Origin of the sequence: Enterobacter cloacae complex sp. 677-3DZ2D5B (assembly GCF_004136695.1) — a bacterium.
Classification (GTDB): domain Bacteria; phylum Pseudomonadota; class Gammaproteobacteria; order Enterobacterales; family Enterobacteriaceae; genus Enterobacter; species Enterobacter hormaechei_C.
The window spans coordinates 128324-151655 of the sequence record NZ_QFLS01000006.1 but is presented as its reverse complement, the minus strand read 5'-3'; the positions used below and the strand labels follow the sequence as shown (position 1 = coordinate 151655).

Here is a 23332-nt window from a genome sequence, read left to right as displayed (position 1 = left end):
CGCCACCGGGCACAACAATCAATGCGCGATCGGCTGCGCACCATTCGGCACGCGAACATGCTTGTACTTGAACAGCGCGATGAACGCGAAGAACAGCACCAGCGAGTACCCGGCGAAGATCAGCCACACCGGCTGCCAGTCTGTAATGCCGTTGGTGGTGTACATCTCAACCACTTTACCGCTTACCACGCCGCCCAGAATACAACCGAAGCCGTTGGTCATCATCAGGAACATGCCCTGCGCGCTGGCGCGGATTTCAGGCTTCACCTCTTTTTCCACAAACACCGAGCCGGAGATGTTGAAGAAGTCGAAGGCACAGCCGTAAACAATCATCGACAGAACCAGCAGCACGGTGCCGAACGCGCTTGGGTCGCCATAGGCGAACAGACCGAAGCGCAACATCCAGGCGGCGATACTGATCAGCATGACGTTCTTGATGCCGTAACGGCTCAGGAAGAACGGGATGGTCAGGATGAACAGCGTCTCGGAGATCTGCGAGATGGACATCATCACCGACGCGTGTTCGACGATAAAGCTCCCGGCAAACAGCGGATCGTTATCGAAGCTGTGCAGGAAGGTATTACCGAACATGTTGGTGATTTGCAGTTCCGCGCCCAGCAGCATGGAGAAGATAAAGAAGATCGCCATGCGCTTGTTTTTGAACAGTGCGAAGGCGTCCAGGCCAAGCATGGTGCTCCAGCTCTGGTTTTTCTGCTGGTTAGACACCGGAATGGTGGGCAGCGTCAGGGTGAACAGCGCCAGCAGCACGGAGAGCGCGGCACCAATATACAGCTGCATATGGCTCAGCTCGAAGCCCGCGAAGCTCACGCCCCACATCGCCATGATAAAGCCGATGGTGCCCCAGATACGGATAGGCGGGAAGTCGGTGACGATATCCAGTCCGGCAGATTTCAGGCGGTAGTAGGAGATGGTGTTGATCAGGCCAAGCGTTGGCATATACGCCAGCGAGTTAAGCAGGATCACCATAAACATCGCCCCCGGCGTGGTCACTTCGGCCGCCATAAACAGCGTCCCCGCACCCACCAGATGGCAAAGCATGTATAGCCATTTCGCACTTAACCATTTATCCGCCACGATACCGAGCAGCGTTGGCATGAAAACAGCCGCAATGCCCAGCGAGCTGTAAACGGCACCGATCGACGCACCATCGAACTTGAGCGTCACAAACATATAGGAGCCGAGTGTAGTCAGCCAGCTACCCCACAGGCAGAACTGCAGAAACGACAAGATTTTAAGCTGCAGCTTAAGGTTCATGTTACTTTCCTCACAAGTGAGCGGGAGATATGTTGTTATAGGAACATTCAGGGTTGTTATTTGATGCAATTCTATCAGTTGGCAACGTTATGTTTTGTTACCTCCCGCAAAAAAATGCAATCCACATTAATTTGCAGTCTGGATTGTGATGCAAATAGCATTTTCGTATGGGTGGGGTGGAGTGAGTGCGGCCTGATGCCCCCTCACCCTAACCCTCTCCCCAAAGGGGAGAGGGAACTTGAACACCCTCTCCCCTTTGGGGAGAGGGCAGGGTGAGGGATGGTGTTGGTTTTTAGCGGCGACGATAGTTCTTCTGCGCCGTATTCACCTTATACAGATAGCGGCGGGATTCCGCAGACGGGTGGCGGGTGGTGAGGGTAGCGTACACATCCCCCGGCGCCATGCTGTTGATGATGTTCGCGGCCTGCACTTTGTCATTCGAGAAGACGCGCAGCACGCTGCCCGCCCCGCCGTTGTAGGCGGTGATCACCGCATAGCGACGTGAGGTTGGGTTATCAATCCCGCCGAGATAGACATTGTTCAGCATCGCCAGATAGGCCGTGCCGGTATCAATGTTGCTCTGCGGGTCAAACAGGTAGCTGCGGCTCGGCGTGCCGGATTTCCCCTGCGCGCGGAACACGTCTTTACCGGCGCTGTGCTGCACAACCTGCATCAGCCCCAGCGCGTCGGAACGGCTTACCGCGTAGGGGTTGAACGAGGACTCGGTCTGCATAATCGCCAGGATCAGCGACTCATCCACGCCATACTTACGCGACGCCTGACGCACCATGCCCAGATACTTATGCGCACGCTTGTCGAGGTGGTTCGGCACCAGGTTGATGGTGACGCTGTAGATCACTTTCAGGCCGTTGGTACGGCTTTTCAGGCGCGTTTGCAGCAGATAGTCGGCAAATTTCGTGGCGCGGCCTTCCCAGCGGATCGGCTGACCGGTCTGGTCAACGACCTGGCCATACAGGAACGGCTCTTTGGAGATGGTGATGTCATCGGCATCAGAGTAGAGGTCGATAGACCCCGGATCGTCGCCCATCAGCAGGGTTTTAATGATGGCCTGACGTAAATGCGCCGCAGGTTCAGTCCCCGCGATGGTTTCAACCGTAATCGTACCGTCATCAAAGTTGATGTGGCTACGGGTCTGATAGGCGTCGGTGTACTTAACGTAGTCCTTCGGTCCGGCAATAAGAACTTCGTTAAATCCCCATATGTTCTCGATGTTGTGGGCAAACTGCCCCATCAAAATGTCAAAACCGTTGGTGTCCTTGACCCAGGCTTCGTTGTATTCATCGCCTTTTTTGGAAGAACAAGACACAAGCAACGGCGCAACAAGGGCTAGCGCTAAAAGTTTTTTCATCATTCCGGGAGTGCGTGTTGTGTTTGCTTTGGGGTTGCTGTTGCCGGGTGGCGCTGCGCTTACCCGACCTACAAAACCGTAGGCCCGTGCAAGCGCAGCGCAGCCGGGCAGCAGCTGCGCGTTATTATTTTTCCGGTGGCGTATAGCCTTCGATGTGGACGTCTTTACCCTCGAACAGGAAGTTCACCATCTCCTGCTCCAGCAGTTTGCGGTGTTCCGGGTTCATCATGCTGAGCTTTTTCTCGTTGATCAGCATGGTCTGTTTTTTCTGCCACTGTCCCCAGGCTTCTTTGGAGATCTCGTTGTAAATGCGCTTACCCAGGTCGCCCGGGTAGAGCTGGAAATCCTGGCCTTCAGCGTCGCGCTGTAGGAAAGTACAAAAAATGGTTCTGGCCATACTCATTCCTCTTTGTCTTGCCGATGCTAAACCATTGCACCGACACGTAATTGCTGTAACAGGCGCTCCACGGGAGCCGCCAGCCCGACTGATGGCGGTTGCGCTAAGTTATACCAGAGAGCGGTGCCTTCATCCATGCACGACGTGAATGAGGACACGGGAAGCCACATCGGCACAATGTCCAGATGGAAATGGCTGAAGGTATGACGGAACGCGTTGAGTTGCGTCAGGGTTTCGGCCGCAATGCCGCGCTGTACAAGCCATGCCCGAAGCGAGGCTTCATCCTCAAACTGTGGGAAGCAGTATAGACCACCCCACAGGCCACTCGGCGGACGCTGAGCGAGAAACACCTCGTCGCCATGCTGCATCAGCAGCATGTACCCGGTGCGTTCAGGCAGCGTCTGCTTCGGTTTTTTCCCCGGATACTGCGCCCAGGTGTGGTTCGCATAGGCCACGCAGAGGTTGTTTACCGGGCAGAGTTCGCACTTCGGTTTTGAACGGGTACAGACCATCGCGCCCAGATCCATCATCGCCTGGTTAAAACGCTCCACCCCTTTCGCCGGAGTGACCGCTTCACTTATCTCCCACAGGCGTTTCTCAACCTCTTTCTTACCCGGCCAGCCATCTACGGCGTAGCAGCGTGCGAGCACGCGCTTGACGTTGCCGTCGAGAATAGGGAAATGTTTGCCTAAAGAGAGGGAGAGGATTGCGCCTGCGGTCGAACGCCCGACGCCGGGCAAATCCGCCACCTCGTCGAAGGTTTCCGGGAATTTACCGTTGTGGCGCGTCGCGACCTGCTGTGCGGCCTTGTGCAGGTTGCGCGCGCGGGCGTAATAGCCAAGCCCGGTCCACAGGTGCAGCACCTCGTCCAACGGGGCGTTCGCCAGATCGGTGACTGTCGGGAAGCGCGCCATAAAACGCTCGAAGTAAGGAATGACCGTCGCGACCTGCGTTTGTTGCAACATCACCTCGGAGAGCCATACTTTGTACGGCGTTTTTTCAATTTGCCAGGGCAGGGTTTTACGCCCGTATTTGTCGTACCAGTCCAGCACCTGGGCTGAAAATTGAGAGGCTTGCATGGTCATCGATTCGCTTAATCAGGGACGCAGATTGCAGCACAGCGTCAATCTGCTGTAAACCGGATCTTTCCCATGCTTGCATAGAAGCCTTAACTTTGGATAATGCCCGTTTCCCGAACATTCTCACAAGCAGACAACTCTTTTATGAAAAACGACGTCATTTCACCGGAATTTGATGAAAACGGTCGCCCGCTGCGCCGTATTCGCAGCTTTGTCCGCCGTCAGGGGCGCCTGACAAAAGGGCAGCAACACGCGCTGGACAACTACTGGCCGGTGATGGGCGTTGAGTTCAGCGAGCAACCGCTCGACTTCACCGACCTGTTTGGCCGCGACGCGCCAGTGACCCTGGAGATCGGCTTTGGTATGGGCACCTCGCTGGTCACTATGGCGAAAGCGCGCCCGGAGCAGAACTTCCTCGGTATTGAAGTACATTCGCCGGGCGTCGGCGCATGCCTGGCAACGGCCCATGAAGAGGGCGTTGAGAACCTGCGCGTCATGTGTCACGACGCGGTGGAAGTGCTGCACAAAATGATTCCTGACAATTCTTTGAACATGGTTCAGCTCTTTTTCCCTGACCCATGGCACAAAGCGCGTCATAATAAACGCCGTATCGTTCAGGCACCGTTTGCCGAGCTGGTGAAAAGTAAGCTCAAGCTGGGCGGCGTTTTCCACATGGCAACCGACTGGGAACCTTATGCGGAACATATGCTGGAAGTGATGTCGTCCCTGGACGGGTATAAAAATCAGTCTGAAAGCAACGACTACGTACCGCGTCCGGATTCACGTCCGGTGACAAAATTTGAACAGCGTGGCCATCGTCTTGGTCACGGCGTATGGGACTTAATGTTCGAGAGGGTGAAATAATGGCAAAGAATCGTAGCCGTCGTCTGCGTAAAAAGATGCACATCGAAGAATTCCAGGAAGTGGGTTTCTCCGTTGCCTGGCGTTTCCCGGAAGGCACCAGCGTTGAGCAGATCGATCAGGACGTTGATGCGTTCATCAACGAGGTGATCGAGCCAAACAAGCTGGCCTTCGACGGTAGCGGCTATCTGGCGTGGGAAGGTCTGATTTGCACCCAGGAAGTGGGGAAATGCACCGAAGAGCATCAGGCGCTGGTACGCAAATGGCTTGAAGACCACAAACTGGAAGATGTCCGCGTTAGCGAACTTTTCGACGTTTGGTGGGACTAATAAAGCAAGAACGGGGCCAGCATTAGCTGGCCCATTTTGTCTGAGGGAGTGTTTAAGATGCGCAAAACGTTGCTGGCTGTTGCTTTACTGGCAATCGGATCCACCGCCCATGCGGAGTATAAATGTAGCGTCACCCCGCGTGATGACGTGGTGCTGAGTCCGCAAACCGTGCAGGTTAAGGGCGAGAATGGCAATCTGGTGATTACGCCGGATGGCAACGTGACCTTTAACGGCAAACCGCAAAACCTGACGGCCGCACAGCGCGAGCAGGCGATGGACTACCAGGCCGAGTTGCGTACCGCGCTGCCCTGGATCAACGATGGCGCGCTGACCCGCGTTGAAAAGAGCCGCGTGGCGCTGGATAAAATCATCACCAAAGAGGTGGGGGAGAGCAGCAATATGCGCACCCGCCTGACGAAGCTGGATAAGCAGCTGAAAGAGCAGATGAACCGTATTATCGAGACGCGCTCTGATGGCCTGACGTTCCATTATAAGGCGATCGATCAGGTGCGTGCCGACGGTCAGCAGCTGGTGAACCAGGCGATGGGCGGCATTCTCCAGGACAGCATCAACGAGATGGGCGCCAAAGCGGTGCTGAAGGGTGGCGGTAATCCTTTGCAGGGTGTACTGGGTAGTCTGGGCGGACTGCAAACCTCGATTCAGAACGAGTGGAAGAATCAGGAAGCCGATTTCCAGCAGTTCGGCAAAGACGTGTGTAAGCGCGTGGTGTCGCTGGAAGACAGCCGGAAGGCGCTGGTGGGGACGTTGAAGTAATTCACTTAGCCCCTCACCCTAACCCCAAAGGGGCGAGGGGATGTTTGCCCCCTCTCCCTTTCAGGGAGAGGGCCGGGGTGAGGGTTGCAGCGCTTGCAGCGTTACAAGGATCCTTTCTAACACCGCCTCTTCGTTATTCCAGAGTTCGTTGTTCCAGAATCGAATGACGTGCCAGTCCTTATGGTTTAACCACAATGTCCTTTGTCGATCGTATTCCTGATTTTCATCATGTTGTCCGCCATCCAGCTCAACGGCCAGCCGAGCCGCGCAACAGGCGAAATCCAGAATGTAGTTACCTACCGGGTGCTGTCGGCGAAATTTATAATTTTCGAAACGGCGGCTGCGCAGTAAATACCAAAGCCGTCTTTCTTCCTGTGTCAGCTCGCGTCTGAGCTGCTTTGCGTATGAACGTATTGTTTCCATCCTCACACTCTGCCAGCCTTTCCCTCAGCCAGCAGAACGGGATGTAAAATTCTGAATCAGCCTTCAGGATTTTCAGCGAGGAACAACTCAAGAAGGGAGTTCAGGAACAGCTTGCCGTGCTCGGTGATCTGCCAGGACACATCACACTCGGTCAGGTACCCCTGCGCCAGCGCCTCGTCAATCTGCGGGCGAATCACTGACTCCGGCAGCCCGGTATAACGCGTAAATTCCGCGCGCGGAGCGGCTTCCAGCAGACGGAAGCGGTTCATAAAGAACTCAAACGGCTTATCCACCGCCTCGACGTCGTGCTGACGCTCCAGGTAGCGGCCTTCCATATACCCGCGTGGATGACGCGTTTTGGCGGTACGCAGAATGCGTCCGTCCGGGAAGGTCACCTTGCCGTGCGCACCGCAGCCAATTCCGAGATAGTCGCCAAAACGCCAGTAGTTCAGATTGTGCTGACACTGATAGCCCGGCTTCGCATACGCCGACGTTTCGTATTGCTGATATCCCGCCGCGGTCAAAAGCTGGTGGCCCTGCTCGAAGATATCCCACAGCGCGTCGTCGTCCGGCAGCACCGGCGGGCGCGAACCAAACAGGGTGTTCGGTTCAATGGTCAACTGATACCACGACAGATGCGGCGGGTTCAGTTCAATCGCCTGACGCAAATCGTCCAGCGCTTCTTCGAGCGACTGATCCGGCAGGCCGTGCATCAGGTCGAGGTTAAAGCTGCGCAGCCCAAGCCCCGTTGCCAGGTTTGCCGCGCGCTTTGCCTCTTCCGGGCCGTGAATGCGCCCCAGACGCTTCAGCTTTGGCTCGCTAAAGCTCTGCACGCCGATAGAGATACGGTTCACGCCCGCACGCTGGTACTCGACAAAACGGTCGGCCTCAACGGTGCCGGGGTTGGCTTCCATCGTAATTTCAGCATCCGCTGCCAGGTTCAGGCGTGCGCGCACACCGTCCAGCAGCGTCTGCATCGCCGGGCCTGAAAGCAGGCTCGGCGTACCGCCACCAATAAAAATGGTCTTCACTTCACGTCCCTGTGCGTACGGTACATCGGCATCCAGATCGGCCAGCAGATGCGCGACGTAATCATCGTGCGGCACTTCACCCTTCAGCGCGTGCGAGTTGAAATCACAGTACGGACATTTCTGCACGCACCATGGGATGTGAATATAAAGACTCAGAGGCGGCAAATTAGCCATTACGCAGTGCTTCCAGTAACAGTTTCAGGGCGCGTCCACGGTGGGAGATCGCGCTTTTCTCTTCGCGGGTGAGTTCCGCAGCGGTTTTGCCCTCGGTTGGGACAAAGAAAATCGGGTCGTAACCAAAGCCGCCGTTGCCCGCCGCTTCACGGGTGATCACGCCCGGCCAGCTGCCGTGACAGACAATCGGCGTGGGATCTTCCGCGTGACGCATGTAGACCAGCACGCAGTGGAACTGCGCGGTACGCTGTTCGTCAGGAACGTCTTTCAGGGCCACAAGCAGCTTTTCCAGGTTCTGCTGGTCCGTGGCGTCCGGCCCGGAATAGCGGGCGGAGTAAATCCCCGGCGCACCGCCCAGAAAATCCACGGCCAGACCGGAATCATCGGCAATCGCGGGCAGTCCGGTTACCTGCGCCGCATGGCGCGCTTTCAGAATGGCGTTTTCGATAAACGTCAGGCCGGTCTCTTCGGCGGAGTCCACGCCCAGCTCGGTCTGAGCCACCACGTCCAGCCCAAAATCATTTAATAGCGAGGCCAGCTCGCGCACTTTACCGGCGTTACCGGTGGCGAGAACAACTTTCTGCATGGTTTAGTCCTGTTCTGTCAGAGCCGCGACTTCCGTCGGGATAGATTGCGGGTTAAGGATTTTTACCTGTTTATGCCGGCCAAGTTCACCTTTCTCAATGATGACCTGGCTTTTAGCGACGCGAAACTGTTTAGCCAGATATTTGGTCAGATGCGCATTCGCCTGGCCGTCAACCGGCGGGGCCGTGATGGCGACTTTTAGCTCGTCGCCATGCAGCCCAACAATACTGTCGCGGCTGGCTTTCGGCTGAATGTACAGCCGTAAAACCAGCCCGTCGGCGCAGGGGCTAACTGCACTCATAACGCCATCCACAGCCCCGGCAGCAGCATATTACCCGTCGCCTGTAACAGTTCCGCGATACCCATATTCAGCACGTACAGCAGCAGAACGAGAAGCATCGGCGAGAAGTCGATTCCGCCCATCGCAGGCAGCAGGCTACGAATTGGACGCAGCAACGGTTCTGTCAGCTGAATCAACGCGTACTCCACCGGGCTACGGCCCCGGCTTACCCAGCTCATGATCGCCATCACCAGCAGGACCCAGAAGATCAGCGAGCCGACGGTTTTAACCAGGATCAGAACGGCTGAAATCCAGATAATCGGCTGGAAAGTGATGACCATAAACAGCACGATCGCTTTGATAACGCTCAGAATAAACGCCATCAGCAGAGATGAACTGTCAATCGGCCCCATTGCCGGAATGATGCGGCGAAGCGGCCCCACAATGGGCTGCGTGATTTTCACGATAAATTGTGAGAATGGATTGTAAAAATCACAACGGGCCCACTGCATCCAGACGCGCAACAGCAGCGCCATCGTATACAGTTCAATGACCGTTGAAAGCAGGAAAGTCAACGTCTTCATGGCGTTCCTCAGGTTTCCTTATTATTAGGGGTAATCGCGCGCACCGAAAATTGCTGTGCCGATGCGCACCATGGTGCTGCCTGCCGCGATGGCGGCTTCCATATCATCCGACATGCCCAGAGAAAGCGTGTCTACCGTGTCATAGCGCGCTTTAAGCGCCTCAAATGCTACAGCCATTTGCTGTGCTACGGCAAACTGCCTTTCATAACTTGACTCTGGCGCCGGGATAGCCATCAGCCCGCGCAGGGTTAAGCGCGGCAGCGCCGCCACGTCCGCCGCCAGCGCATCCAGTTCGCTCAGCGTAATGCCGGACTTGCTGTTTTCATCGCTGATGTTGATTTGAATTAGCACGTTAAGCGCTGGCATCTCAATAGGGCGCTGGTCGCTCAAACGGGTAGCGATACGCAGACGATCGATGGTGTGACACCAGTCGAAGTGCTCTGCTACCAGACGGCTTTTGTTCGACTGTAGCGGACCGATAAAGTGCCATTGCAGGTCTGCATTTCCCCGTTCCCGGAAAGCGAGAATCTTATCTACGCCTTCCTGCACATAGTTTTCACCAAAGGCACGATGACCGGCGGCTATCGCTTCTGCGATGGCGCTCGCAGGCTTGGTTTTGCTGACTGCAAGCAACGTAATTTCTTCTGGAGCACGGCCGCAACGTGTTGCCGCGGCTGAGATTTTGTCCCGGACCTGTGCCAGGTTATGCGCAATGTCGTTCATTTTCCGAGGAGTAGTCTATGGATGTGGAAGAAATTGTGGCCCTTAGTGTAAAGCATAACGTCTCCGATCTACACCTGTGCAGTGATTCACCTCCGCGCTGGCGCAGGTCAGGCCGTCTTGAACCTGCGCCGTTTCCGCCCCCGGATGTGGAGGCGTTATTAAAAGCGTGGCTCAACGATGAACAGCAGGGCGCCTGGTGGGCAAATGGGCAGGTTGATTTTGCCGTTACCCTCGCAGACCGTCAGCGCCTGCGCGGCAGTGCGTTTAAGCATATGCACGGCGTTTCGATCGCGCTGCGCCTGTTGCCGCTGACGTGCCCGCAGCTCTCTGCGTTAGGTGTGCCGCGAGCGATCCCGGAGCTTTTGTCCAATGACAATGGCCTGATTCTGGTCACCGGCGCCACCGGCAGTGGGAAATCGACCACCCTGGCCGCGATGGTCGATTTCCTCAATCACCAGACGGACGGGCATATTCTGACCCTGGAAGATCCGGTGGAGTTTATGTACCAGAGTGAACGTTGCCTGATCCAGCAGCGGGAGATAGGCCTGCACAGCCCGTCCTTTGCCGAGGCCCTGCGCAGCGCGCTGCGTGAAGATCCGGATGTGATTCTGCTTGGTGAGCTGCGCGACAGCGAGACGATACGCCTGGCGCTGACGGCGGCGGAAACCGGCCATCTGGTGTTGGCCACGCTGCACACGCGCGGTGCGGCGCAGGCGATCGAGCGCCTGGTCGATACCTTTCCGGCGCAGGAGAAAGATCCGGTGCGTAATCAACTGGCGGGAAGCCTGCGTGCGGTTCTGGCGCAGAAGCTGCGTCAGGATGTCCAGGGCGGGCGCGTGGCGCTGTATGAGCTACTGGTGAATACGTCGGCGGCGGCAAACCTGATCCGCGAAGGCAAAACCTGGCAACTGCCGGGCATTATTCAAACGGGGCAGCAGGCGGGGATGCAGAACTTTGAGCAGAGTCTGGCGGAGCGACGGGCGCAGGGGCGGCTGTAGGCCCCGGCGCTCAGTAACCCTGGTCGAAATAGCTTTCGAGGATAATGACGGCTGAAGCTGAATCCACGCTGCCTTTGTTCAACGCCCGGAAGCCACCGTGCTCGAACAGGCCAGCGCGTGCCTCGACGGTGCTCAAACGTTCATCGTGCAGCTTAACGGAGACACCAAAGCGGCCATGGATTTTGTTCGCGAACTTGCGCGCGCGGGCGGTAAGCGGCTGCTCGGTGCCGTCCATGTTCAGCGGCAGACCGACAATCACGTCGTCCGGCTGCCACTCTTTGAGCAAGCGCTCAATAAGGTTCCAGTCCGGCGTGCCGTCGTTAGCTTTCAGCGCAGTGAGCGGGCGAGCGGTGCCGGTGATCCGTTGACCCACAGCGACGCCGATGCTTTTGGTGCCGAAGTCGAAGGCGAGAAGGGTGCCGCTCATTACGCGTGCCCCGCAACGCCAGGCATGGTCAGAATATCAATGCCAATCAGTTTTGCCGCGTCACGCCAGCGATCGGCGATAGGGGTTTTAAACAGGATATTCATATCCGCAGGGGCCGTCAGCCAGGCGTTGTCCAGAATTTCTTGTTCCAGCTGCCCTTTTTCCCAGGAGGCGTAACCGAGCGCAACCAGCACCTCAGAAGGCTGATTTGCCGTGCCCAGTGTTTCGAGCACATCGCGAGAGGTGGTGACGACGGTGTTATCGGAGATACGAATGCTGGACGAGAAAACCGGCGGGGTATGCAGGATAAAACCACGATCTTCTGCAAGCGGGCCGCCGAGCATCACCGGTTTATCGAGACGGATTTCCGGCAGCCGCGCTTCAGCAGGGATTTTCAGCTTGTCCAGAATCCCTTCAACCTGAAGGTTTTCCAGCGGCTTATTGATGATAATCCCCATCGCGCCGTCTTCGTTGTATTCACAAATATAGACCACGGCGCGGCGGAAAATCGGATCCTGGAGAGCAGGCATGGCAATAAGAAAGTGATGCTGTAAATTCATTGTCAGAGGTACTGTTTCCTGGTTTAAAAAGCGACAGCGCCCAGTATGGGGATAAACACAGGCGCTGTCACAGGTTATTTCTGTAAACGTTTTTCGATAGCGTCCATCAGCATTCCGGTGACCGAGATCGGGAATTCCGCTTCGATTTCACGAATGCAGGTTGGGCTGGTGACGTTCACTTCGGTCAGACGATCGCCGATGATATCGAGGCCAACGAAGATCAGGCCTTTGGCTTTAAGCGTAGGGCCGACGCGGCGGGCAATTTCCCAGTCGCTTTCGCTTAACGGACGCGGTTCGCCACGGCCGCCAGCCGCCAGGTTGCCACGGGTTTCCCCTCCCTGCGGAATACGCGCAAGGCAGTAAGGCACCGGCTCGCCGTCTACGACCAGCACACGCTTGTCGCCGTCTTTAATGGCCGGCAGATAGTTCTGTGCCATACAGTAGCGGGTTCCCAGCTCGGTCAGCGTTTCGGCAATCACGCCAATGTTCGGATCGCCCTCTTTCACCCGGAAGATCGACGCGCCGCCCATGCCATCCAGCGGTTTCATGATGATGTCGCCGTGCTTCTGCCAGAATTCTTTCAGCTGCGTTTTGCTGCGGGTGACGAGCGTTTCCGGCGTCAGGTCAGAGAACCATGCGGTATAGAGCTTCTCGTTGCAGTCGCGCAGGCTCTGCGGCTTGTTGACGATCAGCGTGCCTTTCTCTTCGGCACGCTCAAGGATATAGGTGGAATAAATGTATTCGGTGTCGAACGGCGGATCTTTACGCATCAGGATGACGTTGAGGTCGGCCAGGGCAATATCCTGCTCGGTACCGAATTCGTACCATTTTTCGTAGTTCTGCTCGACGTTAACGATGCGGGTGCGTGCGCGGGCTTCACCGTTGATCAGGTAAAGATCGTTCATCTCCATGTAGTGGAGTTCATAGCCGCGACGCTGCGCTTCCAGCAGCATAGCGAAGCTGGAGTCTTTCTTGATGTTAATGTTTGCGATGGGGTCCATCACGATGCCGAGCTTAATCATCTTCTTCTCCGGTTATGGGTCAGGCTTTGCTTCAACCCAGATCGCCAAATCGCACCTGTAGCGCGGTAATGGCGGTGAGTGCCGTTGTCTCAGTGCGCAGAACGCGAGGTCCCAACAGAATATCAGTAAACTGGTAACGCGCCGTCATGGCAATTTCGTCAGCCGACAGGCCGCCTTCCGGGCCAATCAGCAGGCGTACACGCTCAACGGGCAGCGGCAGCGTATTGATGCTGGCGCTGGCGCGCGGATGAAGATTGAGCTTAAGCCCGCTTTCCTCTTCTGCACACCAGTCCTCCAGATCCATCGCCGGGCGGATCTCCGGGATACGATTGCGGCCGCTCTGTTCGCAGGCCGCAATGGCAATTTTTTGCCACTGCTGGATCTTTTTGTTCAGACGTTCCGCATCCAGTTTAACGCCGCAGCGCTCAGAAAAAAGTGGCGTAATGAGGCTTACACCCAGTTCAATGGATTTCTGAATGGTGAACTCCATCTTTTCCCCACGCGACATCACCTGGCCCAGGTGAATGTGCAGCGGCGATTCCCGGTCATCCACGTCGCCACGCAGCACCTTCACGTGCACGCTTTTTTTATCGGCGCGCGTAATTTCAGCGTCGAAAATCTGATTAGAACCGTCAAAGAGCTGAATCGCCTGGCCTGCACCCATGCGCAGCACGCGGCCTACATGGTTTGCGGCATCATCAGACAGGGCGATTTCGCCGCCTGGGGTAATCAGTTCAGGGTGATAGATGCGAGGGATGCGCATAGTCAGAAATTCCATGTGTCATGCGATATAAGCGAATTGCCGTAGTGTAGGTTAGCTCTTTTGCGCCTGGCAAGCCCGCTGGACGTAAGGGTTGTGATTCCCCTGGACTTTGGCGATACGTTCGTCGCGCTGGCATTCCCAGTCCGTCACCGGGTAGAGCTTGTCCCAGGCATTGAAGAGCTGCGTCTGCTGGCGGGAAAGATTGAGATCGTAGCGGTCGCGCATATAGAAATAAGTGCGGGCGATGCTACCGCGCGCGCGGGCAGGCGGTTCGGCGACTTTCTCTTTGAAATCGACCTTCATGGCGCACTGACCGTACTGGCCTTCGCCACCGTTCCACTGGCTGTACATGAAGTTTCCGCGGTCGCCATTGACCTCACCCACGGCGGGTTGCAGGTTGTGCATATCGCTTTCCATCTGGCGGTAGACCGGATCTTTTGCGCAATTTTTACGTCCACCGTCCTGCCAGCACTGGCGCTGGTGGCCAAACTGCCAGGCCGGAACGACGTGTTCCCATTCGATTCGGCTGGCGCGGTTCTCGTTCTTGCGCACCTTATAGCCGCAGGATCCCAGATCCACGACCCCTTTCTTACCCTGCCAGTTAATTTTACAGCCGCAGTAGAAATCACCCGGTACGTCGGCGTTAATCTTTACGCCTGCGGTTTTTGCCTGAGAGAAACTGTGAATACCGTCGGCCAGAGCATGGCCGGAGAGCGCTGTCGCCAGAAAAGCGACCGCGAGAGAAACATTACGGGACATCTTACACTCCGTGTCAAAACGAGCCCGCAACGTAACGAATGTTGTTCCCGTATGCAATCAGTCAGATCAGGAAAGTTCCTGAAAGTTCGCGTGATTATTCCGCAACCAGCGGTTCGCCGCATTTAACGCAGCGGTAGGTCGCCTCGCCCCGCACTACGCGGTTATGGCGGCGGACGGTAAGCTGGTGCTGCTGGCACTGGCAGCGGTAGGGGAAGGTATTGCGGCGTACCGATTCCACCTCGAACTGATGGGTGCGACGGGCCGGAACGCCAAGCACCGCCTCCATCATCCACTTCCACTCTTTGCCGTGCGGCGCGACGCGGCCAAAGTGCTTCCACACCAGCAGATGCGCCAGCTCGTGCGGCACCACTTCTTCGATAAACGCCTGCTGATTTTCCATCATCAACACCGGGTTGAGGCGGATCTCATACGATTCCAGCCAGGCGGTACCTGCCGCGGTGCCACGCTGCTGATAGACCAGCTTCGGTTCAGGATAATTGCGGCCGAGCTTCAGGTTGGCCTGGGCGAGTTTTTCCCGCAGGCTGCGCATAACGGCTTGCTGAATGGCGATGGGGAGACGGGGTGCTTTCATAGGGGCAGAGCATAAAGCGGGAAGCGGGGAGGCGCAAGAGGCGCCTCCCGCAGGAGGATCAGTCGTGTGCGCCGATTTCGCGCAGAGGACGACCTTTCATCAGGTTACGTTCAATGTGTTCCAGTGAAACATGTTTGGTTTCAGGAACCAGCCAGATAGTGAGAACAATAAAGAACAGGTTCAGACCGGCGTACACCCAGAAGGTGTTGGCATTACCCAGAGTATTAAGCATGGTCAGGAACGTTGCGCCGACGATCATGTTGGCAATCCAGTTGGTCGCGGTAGAGCAGGTGATGCCAAAATCACGTCCTTTCAGCGGCTGGATCTCAGAGCACAGCACCCAAATCAGCGGACCGGCGCTCATCGCAAACCCAATAATAAACATCAGCAGCATCGCCACGGCGAAGTACTGTGCCGTTGGGGAGTGAATGCCCATGTGCATCATGGTACCCAGCACGCCCATCCCGACGGCCATCACCAGGAAGCCCAGCGTCAGGGTTGGCTTACGTCCCCAGCGGTCCACCAGGCCGATAGCGATAAAGGTCGCCAGCACGTTGGTCAGGCCGACGATCACGGTGCCCCACATCTGCTCGGTGGTGTTGGTGTAGCCCGCCAGTTCGAAGATTTTCGGCGCGTAATACATGATGACGTTCATCCCGGTGAACTGTTGCATGATCTGTAACAGCACGCCGAGGAACACCGCGCGGCGGAAGTTGCTGTTCTCTTTGAACAGCGCCCAGCCGGACTGTTTGACCTTCAGGCTTTCGCGGATCTCTTCCAGCTCGTTTTTGGCTTCGGCGCTGGTATCACGCAGGCGTAAGAGCACGCGTTCGGCATCATGGAAGCGGCGTTTGGCGGCGAACCAGCGCGGACTGTCCGGCAGGAAGAAGACGCCAATCAGCAGCAGGATGGCAGGAATGATGATGACGCCCAGCATCCAGCGCCATGCGCCGCTGTAGCTGAAGGCGGTATCGGAGAGATAAGCCCCCAGAATACCGATGGTGATCATCAGCTGATACATGGAAATCATGCTGCCGCGGATTTTTTCCGGAGCGATTTCAGACAGGTACAGCGGGGCAGTATAAGACGCCACGCCCACTGCCAGACCGAGCAGCACGCGGGAGATGATCAGCACTTCAACATTAGGCGCAGCGGCAGAGAACAGTGAGCCGGCAACGAACAGGATCGCGCCAATCATCAGGCTCTTTTTACGCCCGAGCTTAAAGGAGAGCCAGCCGCTGCCGACCGCGCCGACGGCGGCACCGAACATCATGGAGCTAACCACCCATTCCTGAGTATGTGCGCTAATCTGGAACTCATCGGTGATGAAAGGTAATGCACCGGCAATTACGCCAATATCCAGGCCAAAGAGTAATCCTGCCAGAGCGGCGAGGAAGCAGACGAAGAACGTCATTGCCTTATTGGACGTACGCCCCTGTTTATTATTGTCAGGCATTATGCCCTCCAGTTGGGTTATCAGTTTTTACGATATTAAGAGTAGGTGAGCGGCTCATAAAAATATGTGAGTCAAATCACAACGGTGTAATCGGTTACACTGGCTTGTAACCGTAAAAATAATTAAAGCTTTGAAAATATAGAGGTAAATTAATTGATGTGCATCGCGTTTGCACAAATTTCAGACTTAACTGAAAGGGAATGTAACAGCAGAAGAAATGCGATCATGCAAAGAGAATATTCTGAAAGCGGGGTATAGAGAGTGAGGTGTAAACGGTTCCAAACATTGTCGGGTGGCTGCTGCGCCTTACCCGGCCTACAAAAACTCACTACCCGTAGGTCGGGTAAGGCATAGCCGCCACCCGACATAAAAAAGGCCAGCACAAAGGCTGGCCTGTTTAAGCTGCTGGCAGTCGATTATTTCAGACCGGCAGCATCACGCAGCAGGGCGGCTTTGTCGGTTTTTTCCCATGGGAAATGTTCGCGACCAAAGTGACCGTACGCTGCGGTTTCCTGGTAGATTGGGTGCAGCAGATCCAGCATCTGAATCAGACCGTATGGACGCAGGTCGAAGAACTCACGCACCAGCAGGGTCAGCTGTTCAGAAGGCACTTTTTCAGTACCGAAGGTTTCCACCATGATGGAGGTTGGCTCAGCCACGCCGATGGCGTAGGAAACCTGAATTTCACAGCGGTCAGCCAGACCGGCAGCAACGATGTTTTTCGCCACATAACGTGCAGCGTACGCGGCAGAACGGTCAACTTTAGACGGATCTTTACCGGAGAATGCGCCGCCGCCGTGACGTGCCATGCCGCCGTAGGTATCTACGATGATTTTACGACCGGTCAGACCGCAGTCACCCATTGGGCCGCCGATAACAAAGCGTCCGGTTGGGTTGATGAAGAATTTGGTCGCAGAGCTCAGCCATTCAGTTGGCAGAACCGGCTTGATGATCTCTTCCATCACCGCTTCTTGCAGGGATTTCTGGTCAATCTCTTCAGCATGCTGCGTGGAAAGAACCACGGCATCGATACCGACGATTTTCCCGTCGTCATACTGGAAGGTCACCTGGCTTTTCGCATCCGGACGCAGCCACGGCAGGGTGCCGTTTTTACGTACTTCAGCCTGACGCTGCACCAGACGGTGGGCGTAGGTCACCGGCGCTGGCATCAGCACGTCGGTTTCGTTGGTTGCGTAGCCGAACATCAGGCCCTGGTCGCCCGCGCCCTGTTCCAGCGGATCGGCACGGTCAACGCCCTGGTTGATGTCCGGAGACTGTTTGCCAATCGCGCTCAGTACGGCGCAGGAGTTGGCATCAAAGCCCATATCAGAATGTACATAGCCGATCTCACGCACCGTGTTACGGGTGATCTCTTCGATATCAACCCATGCGCTGGTGGTGATCTCACCGCCAACCAGAACCATGCCGGTTTTGACATAGGTTTCACACGCTACGCGCGCCTTTGGATCCTGCGCGAGGATCGCATCCAGCACCGCATCGGAGATTTGGTCAGCAATTTTATCAGGATGTCCTTCTGATACGGACTCGGACGTAAACAGGTGTTTTGCCATGTTTTATTTCACCTAAGAGGAATTTGGTTAGCTCAAGCTGCTGTGTGGAATAGCCATAGGAGATAATTCTACCAAGGCCTACAGGATTTTGACACTGGCAGTCTGAGTGTTAATCGGTATGGATGGATTAACATCTGGACGTCTATTTTAGGTCACTTCTTCACCCGATTTCCAGTTTTTTTTGACTCACCTCTCATTGCGTTGAAAACGCTGCTGGAAATTTTTCCTGACGACGCTGGCAACCTGCGCATTTTTGTTTTGCTTTTTAGCGACCTTCTCGGTATAAAACGCGGCGCGCGGCTCATATAAAATAAGCGCTCGATGAACACATCGTGTCGCCACTTCCAGCCGGGTTAAGCAGTGAACTTTTAGCTTTGGCTTGTGGTCCGTTTCAGCAGAGGCGGCCGTGGAGGTGATACCAGATAATGAACCATCGTTTTCCGCTCATTCAGCGCAGCCGTTCTGGCGCGCATTTGATTCCCACCCGCACTTCTGGTCTAAACACCTGCCGATGTTATACCCATCTCGGTGCTTCTCAGGATTCCAGAGCCGGTCACGCTTTGTGAAAACTGAACAAGGGCGCTCTTGTTAATACAGGAGTTTTCTCGTGGTTTCGCCGAACCTTGTCATACAGAGTTCGGATACGTGTTTTACAATGATATGAATAAGAAACCGGTCGCACGGTCTGGATTTCAGCATACTCTGCTGGGAAATGGAGCCGTTAATGGGTTGTTATCGCCGTATAACGCTGCGATAGTAGTCAGCTGTTTTACACTTAATACAAAGAGTTGAGGTTCGCTATGTCTGACGACATGTCTTCGCTTTCGCCTTCGTCAGCAGGCGAACAGGGTGTACTACGTTCTATGCAGGAGGTTGCGATGAGCTCCCAGGAAGCCAGCAAGATGCTGCGCACTTACAATATTGCCTGGTGGGGCAATAACTACTACGACGTTAACGAGCTGGGCCACATCAGTGTCTGCCCGGATCCGGACGTCCCGGAAGCGCGCGTGGATCTCGCTAAACTGGTGAAAACCCGTGAAGCGCAGGGTCAGCGCTTGCCTGCACTGTTCTGCTTCCCGCAGATCCTGCAACATCGCCTGCGTTCTATTAACGCCGCGTTCAAACGCGCGCGGGAATCGTATGGTTATAACGGCGACTATTTCCTCGTTTACCCGATCAAGGTCAACCAGCACCGTCGCGTGATTGAGTCCCTGATCCACTCCGGCGAGCCGCTGGGCCTGGAAGCAGGCTCTAAAGCGGAGCTGATGGCGGTTCTGGCGCACGCGGGCATGACCCGGTCGGTGATCGTCTGTAACGGCTATAAAGATCGCGAATACATTCGTCTGGCATTAATTGGCGAGAAGATGGGCCACAAGGTCTATCTAGTGATCGAGAAGATGACCGAAATCGCGATCGTGCTGGAAGAGGCCGAGCGTCTGAACGTGATCCCACGCCTTGGCGTGCGTGCGCGACTGGCGTCGCAGGGTTCCGGTAAATGGCAGTCTTCCGGCGGTGAAAAATCCAAGTTCGGCCTCGCGGCGAACCAGGTGCTTCAGCTGGTGGAAATTCTACGCGAGCGCGGTCGTCTGGACAGCATTCAGCTGCTGCACTTCCACCTCGGCTCGCAGATGGCCAACATTCGCGACATCGCCACCGGCGTGCGTGAATCGGCACGTTTCTACGTTGAGCTGCATAAGCTCGGCGTGAATATTCAGTGCTTTGACGTGGGCGGCGGCCTGGGCGTGGACTACGAAGGGACCCGCTCGCAGTCTGACTGTTCGGTAAACTATGGCCTGAACGAATATGCCAACAACATCATCTGGGCGATTGGCGATGCCTGCGAAGAGCACGGCCTGCCGCACCCGACGGTGATCACCGAATCCGGCCGCGCGGTCACGGCGCACCATACGGTACTGGTCTCTAACATCATTGGCGTTGAGCGTAGCGAAATCACCGAAGCCACGCCTCCGGCAGACGATGCCCCACGTTCCCTGCAAAGCATGTGGGAAACCTGGCAGGAGATGCACGAGCCGGGCACGCGTCGTTCCCTGCGCGAATGGCTGCACGACAGCCAGATGGACCTGCACGATATTCACGTCGGCTACTCGTCAGGCACATTCAGCCTGCAAGAGCGCGCGTGGGCCGAGCAGCTCTACCTGAATATGTGCCACGAAGTGCAGAAACAGCTCGACCCGAGCAACCGCGCGCACCGTCCGATTATCGACGAGTTGCAGGAGCGTATGGCGGACAAAATGTACGTCAACTTCTCCCTGTTCCAGTCGATGCCGGATGCCTGGGGTATCGACCAGCTATTCCCGGTTCTGCCGCTGGAAGGGCTGAACCACGCCCCGGAACGCCGCGCCGTGCTGCTGGACATCACCTGTGACTCTGACGGCGCGATTGACCATTACGTTGACGGTGACGGTATCGCAACGACGATGCCAATGCCGGAGTACGATCCGGAGAACCCGCCAATGCTGGGCTTCTTTATGGTGGGGGCGTATCAGGAGATCCTCGGCAACATGCACAACCTGTTCGGTGATACCGAAGCGGTTGACGTGTTTGTCTTCCCTGACGGCAGCGTGGAGGTTGAGCTGTCCGACGAAGGGGACACCGTGGCGGACATGCTCGAATACGTTCAGCTGGATCCGAAAAAACTGCTCACCCAGTTCCGCGATCAGGTGAAAAACACCGGTCTGGACGATGCCTTGCAGCAGCAGTTCCTGGAAGAGTTTGAAGCGGGTCTGTACGGGTACACCTACCTGGAAGATGAGTAGGTAAACTCCCTCTCCCCGTGGGAGAGGGGCGGGGTGAGGGCAACAGACCGCACAATGCCCTATACTCACTTGAACCCGTATGAATTAACGGCGATAATTCGCCCCAATTAGCGATTTACGAATCAATCCCTTCCTCGTCGGGTTTAACGACGCGGAGGGGATTTTTTTTCATCTGTTTTTAATGTATCGACTTTATAAGAGGTCAGGACATGAGCACTTTAGGTCATCAGTACGATAACTCTCTGGTATCTAACGCGTTTGGTTTTTTACGCCTTCCGATGAACTTCCAGCCGTACGACAGCGATGCGGACTGGGTGATCACCGGCGTACCGTTCGACATGGCAACGTCCGGTCGCGCGGGTGGTCGTCATGGTCCGGCGGCGATCCGTCAGGTTTCCACTAACCTGGCCTGGGAGCACAACCGCTTCCCGTGGAACTTCGACATGCGCGAGCGCCTGAACGTGGTGGACTGCGGCGATCTGGTGTACGCCTTCGGCGACGCGCGTGAGATGAGCGAAAAATTGCAGGCGCACGCCGAGAAGCTGCTGGCGGCCGGTAAACGCATGCTCTCCTTCGGCGGTGACCACTTCGTGACCCTGCCGCTGCTGCGCGCCCACGCGAAGCACTTCGGTAAAATGGCGCTGGTGCACTTCGATGCGCACACCGACACCTACGCGAACGGCTGCGAGTTCGACCACGGCACCATGTTCTATACCGCGCCGAAAGAAGGCCTGATCGATCCGAACCACTCCGTGCAGATCGGCATCCGCACCGAGTTCGACAAAGACAACGGCTTCACCGTACTCGACGCGGGCCAGGTGAACGATCGCGGCGTGGACGATATTCTGGCTCAGGTTAAGCAGATCGTCGGCGACATGCCTGTCTATCTGACCTTCGACATCGACTGCCTGGATCCGGCATTCGCACCGGGTACCGGTACGCCGGTGATCGGCGGCCTGACATCAGACCGCGCCATCAAGCTGGTGCGCGGCCTGAAGGATCTGAACATCGTCGGGATGGACGTGGTGGAAGTGGCTCCGGCCTATGACCAGTCCGAGATCACCGCGCTGGCCGCGGCGACCCTGGCGCTGGAAATGCTCTACATCCAGGCGGCGAAAAAAGGCGAATAAGCCTTACGCGCTGATTGCTGCTGCGCGCCGCATGCGCAGCAGCAACATTCCCCCGGCAAGCAGGGTGATAACCTGCGAAACGACCAGCACCGAAAAGCCTGAACTGACCGACCCCACCGATCTCATCACCATCCCCATCAGCAGCGGAATAAACGCCGCGCAGATATTGCCGATCCCATTGATTATGCCGTAAGCGCTGCCCACCGCTTCCCGTGCGGCGTGATGCTGGATCACCGCCGGAATAGCCGCCCCCTGTAGCCCCCAGAAGACATTAGCCGAAAGCATAAACAGCGCCAGCCAGGCAGGCTGATGGCTGAGCATCAGCGCGACCACGGACAGCGCCGTCATCGCCCCGCCCACCACAAACAGCATCGGTGCCTGTTCCGGACGCATTTTGTCGAGCAGCACGCCGCCCAGAAACTTTGACCCCAGGCTGAGCAGGAAGGGGATCGCCGCAAGCCAGCCCGTGGCATGCAGCGAGAAATGATGCTCGTCGCGCAGCCACGCGGGCAGCCAGGCGCTGCTCCCCCAGAGATAGCTCAGGGTGGCGATTTCAACCACCATAATCCAGCCCAGCAGCGGCGTCTGCCAGGCCAGCGTGAAGGTGTGGACAAACCCCGGTTTTTTCGCGGTCGGGAGCTTGCGCGGCGCGGGCAGAAAACGCCAGATTAAGCTGCCCCCGAGGAGAAGGTTGATTGCCGCCAGTGTATAAAACGATCCGGCCCAGCCCAGATGCGACATCAGCCAGGTCACCAGCGGAAAGCCCACGGCCAGCCCGAGCGAGACGCCCAGCGCGGTCACGGCGTTGGGTTTACCGATCTCTTGCGCGCTAAAGTTATCGCTGATAAAGCGCGTTTTCAGCGAAAATAGCGGACCCTCCGCGATCCCCAGAATCACGCGGGCGATGAGCATTCCCGTCAGCGAGCCGAGCAAAGGTGAAGCCGCGCAGACCGCGGCCCAAATCGCAATGCTGCTTAATAATCCCTGCCGATAATGAAGTTTGCTTTCAATAACCGACGTTAATAATAGAGCGGAAAAACCATAACCCAGAAGAAAGCAGGTCATGAGCAGGCCCTGTAACATTCTGTTTTCATTTAACTGAAAATGTTCGGCAAATTCCGGGTTTAAAATCATTACCGAGATATTTACCCGATCGACGTACGAAATAATAATGAGTAATAAAAGCGCAATCGTGCCTTGCCATCTTGCCGTCATCATGTCCGCCTTACGTTTTTTGTAACTTATATTTTTCATCAATGTGATTGTCACGGATCTAAAATGGTTCACCTGTGAAACTCTTTGTTTAGCAAAGATAAATTAAAAATGAGTTTCACAGGTGAAACGCGAAAGAGGTGAAGTTCATTTATTTTTAAAGAGTAAAAAGAAAGGAAGT

General features: G+C 56.1%; 26 protein-coding genes. 7 read left to right on the top strand and 19 right to left on the bottom strand.

Annotated features, from left to right (window positions below; all coding sequences use genetic code 11):
* Positions 1-18: 18 nt before the first annotated feature.
* The 4 genes from DD597_RS10580 to mutY all read right to left on the bottom strand — a co-directional run bounded on the left by DD597_RS10580 (position 19) and on the right by mutY (position 4120).
* Positions 19-1275, bottom strand: coding sequence for a nucleoside permease (locus tag DD597_RS10580; protein WP_003862429.1), 1257 nt, complete (start codon positions 1273-1275; stop codon positions 19-21).
* 292 nt (positions 1276-1567) lie between these two features.
* Positions 1568-2644 (bottom strand): membrane-bound lytic murein transglycosylase MltC, encoded by a 1077-nt coding sequence (gene mltC, locus DD597_RS10575; protein ID WP_003862427.1) that lies wholly within the window; start codon positions 2642-2644, stop codon positions 1568-1570.
* A gap of 124 nt (positions 2645-2768) precedes the next feature.
* Complete coding sequence (locus DD597_RS10565; RefSeq protein ID WP_003862425.1) at positions 2769-3041, bottom strand: oxidative damage protection protein; 273 nt, start codon at positions 3039-3041, stop codon at positions 2769-2771.
* 26 nt (positions 3042-3067) lie between these two features.
* Entirely contained in the window at positions 3068-4120 is a 1053-nt protein-coding gene (gene mutY, locus DD597_RS10560; RefSeq protein WP_170851355.1) for an A/G-specific adenine glycosylase, read from the bottom strand.
* Positions 4121-4264: 144 nt separating this feature from the next.
* Between mutY and trmB the strand changes: the two genes are divergently transcribed.
* From trmB to DD597_RS10545, 3 genes are read left to right on the top strand one after another with little or no spacing between them, the layout of a single operon-like run.
* On the top strand, positions 4265-4984 hold the full coding sequence (gene trmB, locus DD597_RS10555; protein ID WP_015571843.1) for a tRNA (guanosine(46)-N7)-methyltransferase TrmB: 720 nt from the start codon (positions 4265-4267) through the stop codon (positions 4982-4984).
* A complete protein-coding gene (locus DD597_RS10550) occupies positions 4984-5310 on the top strand; it encodes a YggL family protein (RefSeq protein ID WP_003862421.1) in 327 nt (108 codons plus the stop codon). The genes trmB and DD597_RS10550 overlap by 1 nt, the downstream gene beginning before the upstream one ends.
* A 57-nt stretch (positions 5311-5367) precedes the next feature.
* On the top strand, positions 5368-6084 hold the full coding sequence (locus tag DD597_RS10545) for a DUF2884 domain-containing protein (RefSeq protein WP_003862419.1): 717 nt from the start codon (positions 5368-5370) through the stop codon (positions 6082-6084).
* 60 nt (positions 6085-6144) lie between these two features.
* On the opposite strand, the gene DD597_RS10540 is transcribed toward DD597_RS10545, so the two are convergent.
* From DD597_RS10540 to DD597_RS10515, 6 genes are read right to left on the bottom strand one after another with little or no spacing between them, the layout of a single operon-like run.
* Entirely contained in the window at positions 6145-6507 is a 363-nt protein-coding gene (locus DD597_RS10540) for an endonuclease domain-containing protein (RefSeq protein WP_045337264.1), read from the bottom strand.
* A gap of 56 nt (positions 6508-6563) precedes the next feature.
* Complete coding sequence (gene hemW, locus DD597_RS10535) at positions 6564-7712, bottom strand: radical SAM family heme chaperone HemW (RefSeq protein ID WP_045332868.1); 1149 nt, start codon at positions 7710-7712, stop codon at positions 6564-6566.
* Entirely contained in the window at positions 7705-8298 is a 594-nt protein-coding gene (locus DD597_RS10530) for an XTP/dITP diphosphatase (protein WP_022651831.1), read from the bottom strand. The genes hemW and DD597_RS10530 overlap by 8 nt, the downstream gene beginning before the upstream one ends.
* A 3-nt stretch (positions 8299-8301) precedes the next feature.
* Complete coding sequence (gene yggU / locus DD597_RS10525; RefSeq protein WP_003860023.1) at positions 8302-8598, bottom strand: DUF167 family protein YggU; 297 nt, start codon at positions 8596-8598, stop codon at positions 8302-8304.
* Positions 8595-9161 carry a YggT family protein gene (locus DD597_RS10520; RefSeq protein WP_003860024.1) on the bottom strand — a complete coding sequence of 189 codons (567 nt, stop codon included), beginning with the start codon at positions 9159-9161 and terminating at the stop codon, positions 8595-8597. The genes yggU and DD597_RS10520 overlap by 4 nt, the downstream gene beginning before the upstream one ends.
* A gap of 24 nt (positions 9162-9185) precedes the next feature.
* Entirely contained in the window at positions 9186-9884 is a 699-nt protein-coding gene (locus DD597_RS10515) for a YggS family pyridoxal phosphate-dependent enzyme (protein ID WP_100154211.1), read from the bottom strand.
* A 17-nt stretch (positions 9885-9901) separates the two neighbouring features.
* Between DD597_RS10515 and DD597_RS10510 the strand changes: the two genes are divergently transcribed.
* Positions 9902-10882 carry a type IV pilus twitching motility protein PilT gene (locus tag DD597_RS10510; protein ID WP_045332866.1) on the top strand — a complete coding sequence of 327 codons (981 nt, stop codon included), beginning with the start codon at positions 9902-9904 and terminating at the stop codon, positions 10880-10882.
* 10 nt (positions 10883-10892) lie between these two features.
* Here the strand turns inward: DD597_RS10510 and ruvX are convergent, their stop codons facing one another.
* The 8 genes from ruvX to metK all read right to left on the bottom strand — a co-directional run bounded on the left by ruvX (position 10893) and on the right by metK (position 18032).
* A complete protein-coding gene (ruvX, locus tag DD597_RS10505) occupies positions 10893-11309 on the bottom strand; it encodes a Holliday junction resolvase RuvX (protein WP_003860030.1) in 417 nt (138 codons plus the stop codon).
* Positions 11309-11869, bottom strand: a complete 561-nt coding sequence (locus DD597_RS10500) for a YqgE/AlgH family protein (protein WP_022649353.1) — start codon at positions 11867-11869, stop codon at positions 11309-11311. Before DD597_RS10500 ends, ruvX begins: the two co-directional genes overlap by 1 nt.
* Before the next feature lie 74 nt (positions 11870-11943).
* A complete protein-coding gene (gshB, locus tag DD597_RS10495; protein ID WP_048209588.1) occupies positions 11944-12891 on the bottom strand; it encodes a glutathione synthase in 948 nt (315 codons plus the stop codon).
* Between the two features lie 31 nt (positions 12892-12922).
* Positions 12923-13654, bottom strand: a complete 732-nt coding sequence (rsmE, locus tag DD597_RS10490; protein ID WP_003860033.1) for a 16S rRNA (uracil(1498)-N(3))-methyltransferase — start codon at positions 13652-13654, stop codon at positions 12923-12925.
* Between the two features lie 51 nt (positions 13655-13705).
* Positions 13706-14413: a deoxyribonuclease I gene (gene endA / locus DD597_RS10485; protein ID WP_003860034.1), complete on the bottom strand. Its 708-nt coding sequence runs from the start codon at positions 14411-14413 to the stop codon at positions 13706-13708.
* Between the two features lie 94 nt (positions 14414-14507).
* On the bottom strand, positions 14508-15005 hold the full coding sequence (locus tag DD597_RS10480) for a SprT family zinc-dependent metalloprotease (RefSeq protein ID WP_129256163.1): 498 nt from the start codon (positions 15003-15005) through the stop codon (positions 14508-14510).
* 58 nt (positions 15006-15063) lie between these two features.
* Positions 15064-16461 carry a galactose/proton symporter gene (galP, locus tag DD597_RS10475; RefSeq protein ID WP_015571832.1) on the bottom strand — a complete coding sequence of 466 codons (1398 nt, stop codon included), beginning with the start codon at positions 16459-16461 and terminating at the stop codon, positions 15064-15066.
* Between the two features lie 416 nt (positions 16462-16877).
* Positions 16878-18032 carry a methionine adenosyltransferase gene (gene metK, locus DD597_RS10470; RefSeq protein WP_003860037.1) on the bottom strand — a complete coding sequence of 385 codons (1155 nt, stop codon included), beginning with the start codon at positions 18030-18032 and terminating at the stop codon, positions 16878-16880.
* A 660-nt stretch (positions 18033-18692) separates the two neighbouring features.
* On the opposite strand from metK, the gene yqgB reads away from it, so the two are divergent.
* The 3 genes from yqgB to speB all read left to right on the top strand — a co-directional run bounded on the left by yqgB (position 18693) and on the right by speB (position 21939).
* Complete coding sequence (gene yqgB, locus DD597_RS10460; protein WP_129256162.1) at positions 18693-18824, top strand: acid stress response protein YqgB; 132 nt, start codon at positions 18693-18695, stop codon at positions 18822-18824.
* 8 nt (positions 18825-18832) lie between these two features.
* On the top strand, positions 18833-20809 hold the full coding sequence (speA, locus tag DD597_RS10455; RefSeq protein ID WP_017382922.1) for a biosynthetic arginine decarboxylase: 1977 nt from the start codon (positions 18833-18835) through the stop codon (positions 20807-20809).
* A gap of 209 nt (positions 20810-21018) precedes the next feature.
* Positions 21019-21939, top strand: a complete 921-nt coding sequence (speB, locus tag DD597_RS10450; RefSeq protein ID WP_017382921.1) for an agmatinase — start codon at positions 21019-21021, stop codon at positions 21937-21939.
* Between the two features lie 3 nt (positions 21940-21942).
* Here speB and DD597_RS10445 read toward each other — a convergent pair whose 3' ends face one another.
* Positions 21943-23154, bottom strand: coding sequence for an MFS transporter (locus DD597_RS10445; protein WP_129256190.1), 1212 nt, complete (start codon positions 23152-23154; stop codon positions 21943-21945).
* Between the last annotated feature and the right edge of the window lie 178 nt (positions 23155-23332).

Bases quoted from the DNA above. Each gene is read 5' to 3' on its own strand.
- DD597_RS10580 (WP_003862429.1), bottom strand. From the start codon at position 1,275: ATGAACCTTAAGCTGCAGCTTAAAATCTTGTCGTTTCTGCAGTTCTGC.
- mltC (WP_003862427.1), bottom strand. From the start codon at position 2,644: ATGAAAAAACTTTTAGCGCTAGCCCTTGTTGCGCCGTTGCTTGTGTCT.
- DD597_RS10565 (WP_003862425.1), bottom strand. From the start codon at position 3,041: ATGGCCAGAACCATTTTTTGTACTTTCCTACAGCGCGACGCTGAAGGC.
- mutY (WP_170851355.1), bottom strand. From the start codon at position 4,120: ATGCAAGCCTCTCAATTTTCAGCCCAGGTGCTGGACTGGTACGACAAA.
- trmB (WP_015571843.1), top strand. From the start codon at position 4,265: ATGAAAAACGACGTCATTTCACCGGAATTTGATGAAAACGGTCGCCCG.
- DD597_RS10550 (WP_003862421.1), top strand. From the start codon at position 4,984: ATGGCAAAGAATCGTAGCCGTCGTCTGCGTAAAAAGATGCACATCGAA.
- DD597_RS10545 (WP_003862419.1), top strand. From the start codon at position 5,368: ATGCGCAAAACGTTGCTGGCTGTTGCTTTACTGGCAATCGGATCCACC.
- DD597_RS10540 (WP_045337264.1), bottom strand. From the start codon at position 6,507: ATGGAAACAATACGTTCATACGCAAAGCAGCTCAGACGCGAGCTGACA.
- hemW (WP_045332868.1), bottom strand. From the start codon at position 7,712: ATGGCTAATTTGCCGCCTCTGAGTCTTTATATTCACATCCCATGGTGC.
- DD597_RS10530 (WP_022651831.1), bottom strand. From the start codon at position 8,298: ATGCAGAAAGTTGTTCTCGCCACCGGTAACGCCGGTAAAGTGCGCGAG.
- yggU (WP_003860023.1), bottom strand. From the start codon at position 8,598: ATGAGTGCAGTTAGCCCCTGCGCCGACGGGCTGGTTTTACGGCTGTAC.
- DD597_RS10520 (WP_003860024.1), bottom strand. From the start codon at position 9,161: ATGAAGACGTTGACTTTCCTGCTTTCAACGGTCATTGAACTGTATACG.
- DD597_RS10515 (WP_100154211.1), bottom strand. From the start codon at position 9,884: ATGAACGACATTGCGCATAACCTGGCACAGGTCCGGGACAAAATCTCA.
- DD597_RS10510 (WP_045332866.1), top strand. From the start codon at position 9,902: ATGGATGTGGAAGAAATTGTGGCCCTTAGTGTAAAGCATAACGTCTCC.
- ruvX (WP_003860030.1), bottom strand. From the start codon at position 11,309: ATGAGCGGCACCCTTCTCGCCTTCGACTTCGGCACCAAAAGCATCGGC.
- DD597_RS10500 (WP_022649353.1), bottom strand. From the start codon at position 11,869: ATGAATTTACAGCATCACTTTCTTATTGCCATGCCTGCTCTCCAGGAT.
- gshB (WP_048209588.1), bottom strand. From the start codon at position 12,891: ATGATTAAGCTCGGCATCGTGATGGACCCCATCGCAAACATTAACATC.
- rsmE (WP_003860033.1), bottom strand. From the start codon at position 13,654: ATGCGCATCCCTCGCATCTATCACCCTGAACTGATTACCCCAGGCGGC.
- endA (WP_003860034.1), bottom strand. From the start codon at position 14,413: ATGTCCCGTAATGTTTCTCTCGCGGTCGCTTTTCTGGCGACAGCGCTC.
- DD597_RS10480 (WP_129256163.1), bottom strand. From the start codon at position 15,005: ATGAAAGCACCCCGTCTCCCCATCGCCATTCAGCAAGCCGTTATGCGC.
- galP (WP_015571832.1), bottom strand. From the start codon at position 16,461: ATGCCTGACAATAATAAACAGGGGCGTACGTCCAATAAGGCAATGACG.
- metK (WP_003860037.1), bottom strand. From the start codon at position 18,032: ATGGCAAAACACCTGTTTACGTCCGAGTCCGTATCAGAAGGACATCCT.
- yqgB (WP_129256162.1), top strand. From the start codon at position 18,693: ATGAATAAGAAACCGGTCGCACGGTCTGGATTTCAGCATACTCTGCTG.
- speA (WP_017382922.1), top strand. From the start codon at position 18,833: ATGTCTGACGACATGTCTTCGCTTTCGCCTTCGTCAGCAGGCGAACAG.
- speB (WP_017382921.1), top strand. From the start codon at position 21,019: ATGAGCACTTTAGGTCATCAGTACGATAACTCTCTGGTATCTAACGCG.
- DD597_RS10445 (WP_129256190.1), bottom strand. From the start codon at position 23,154: ATGACGGCAAGATGGCAAGGCACGATTGCGCTTTTATTACTCATTATT.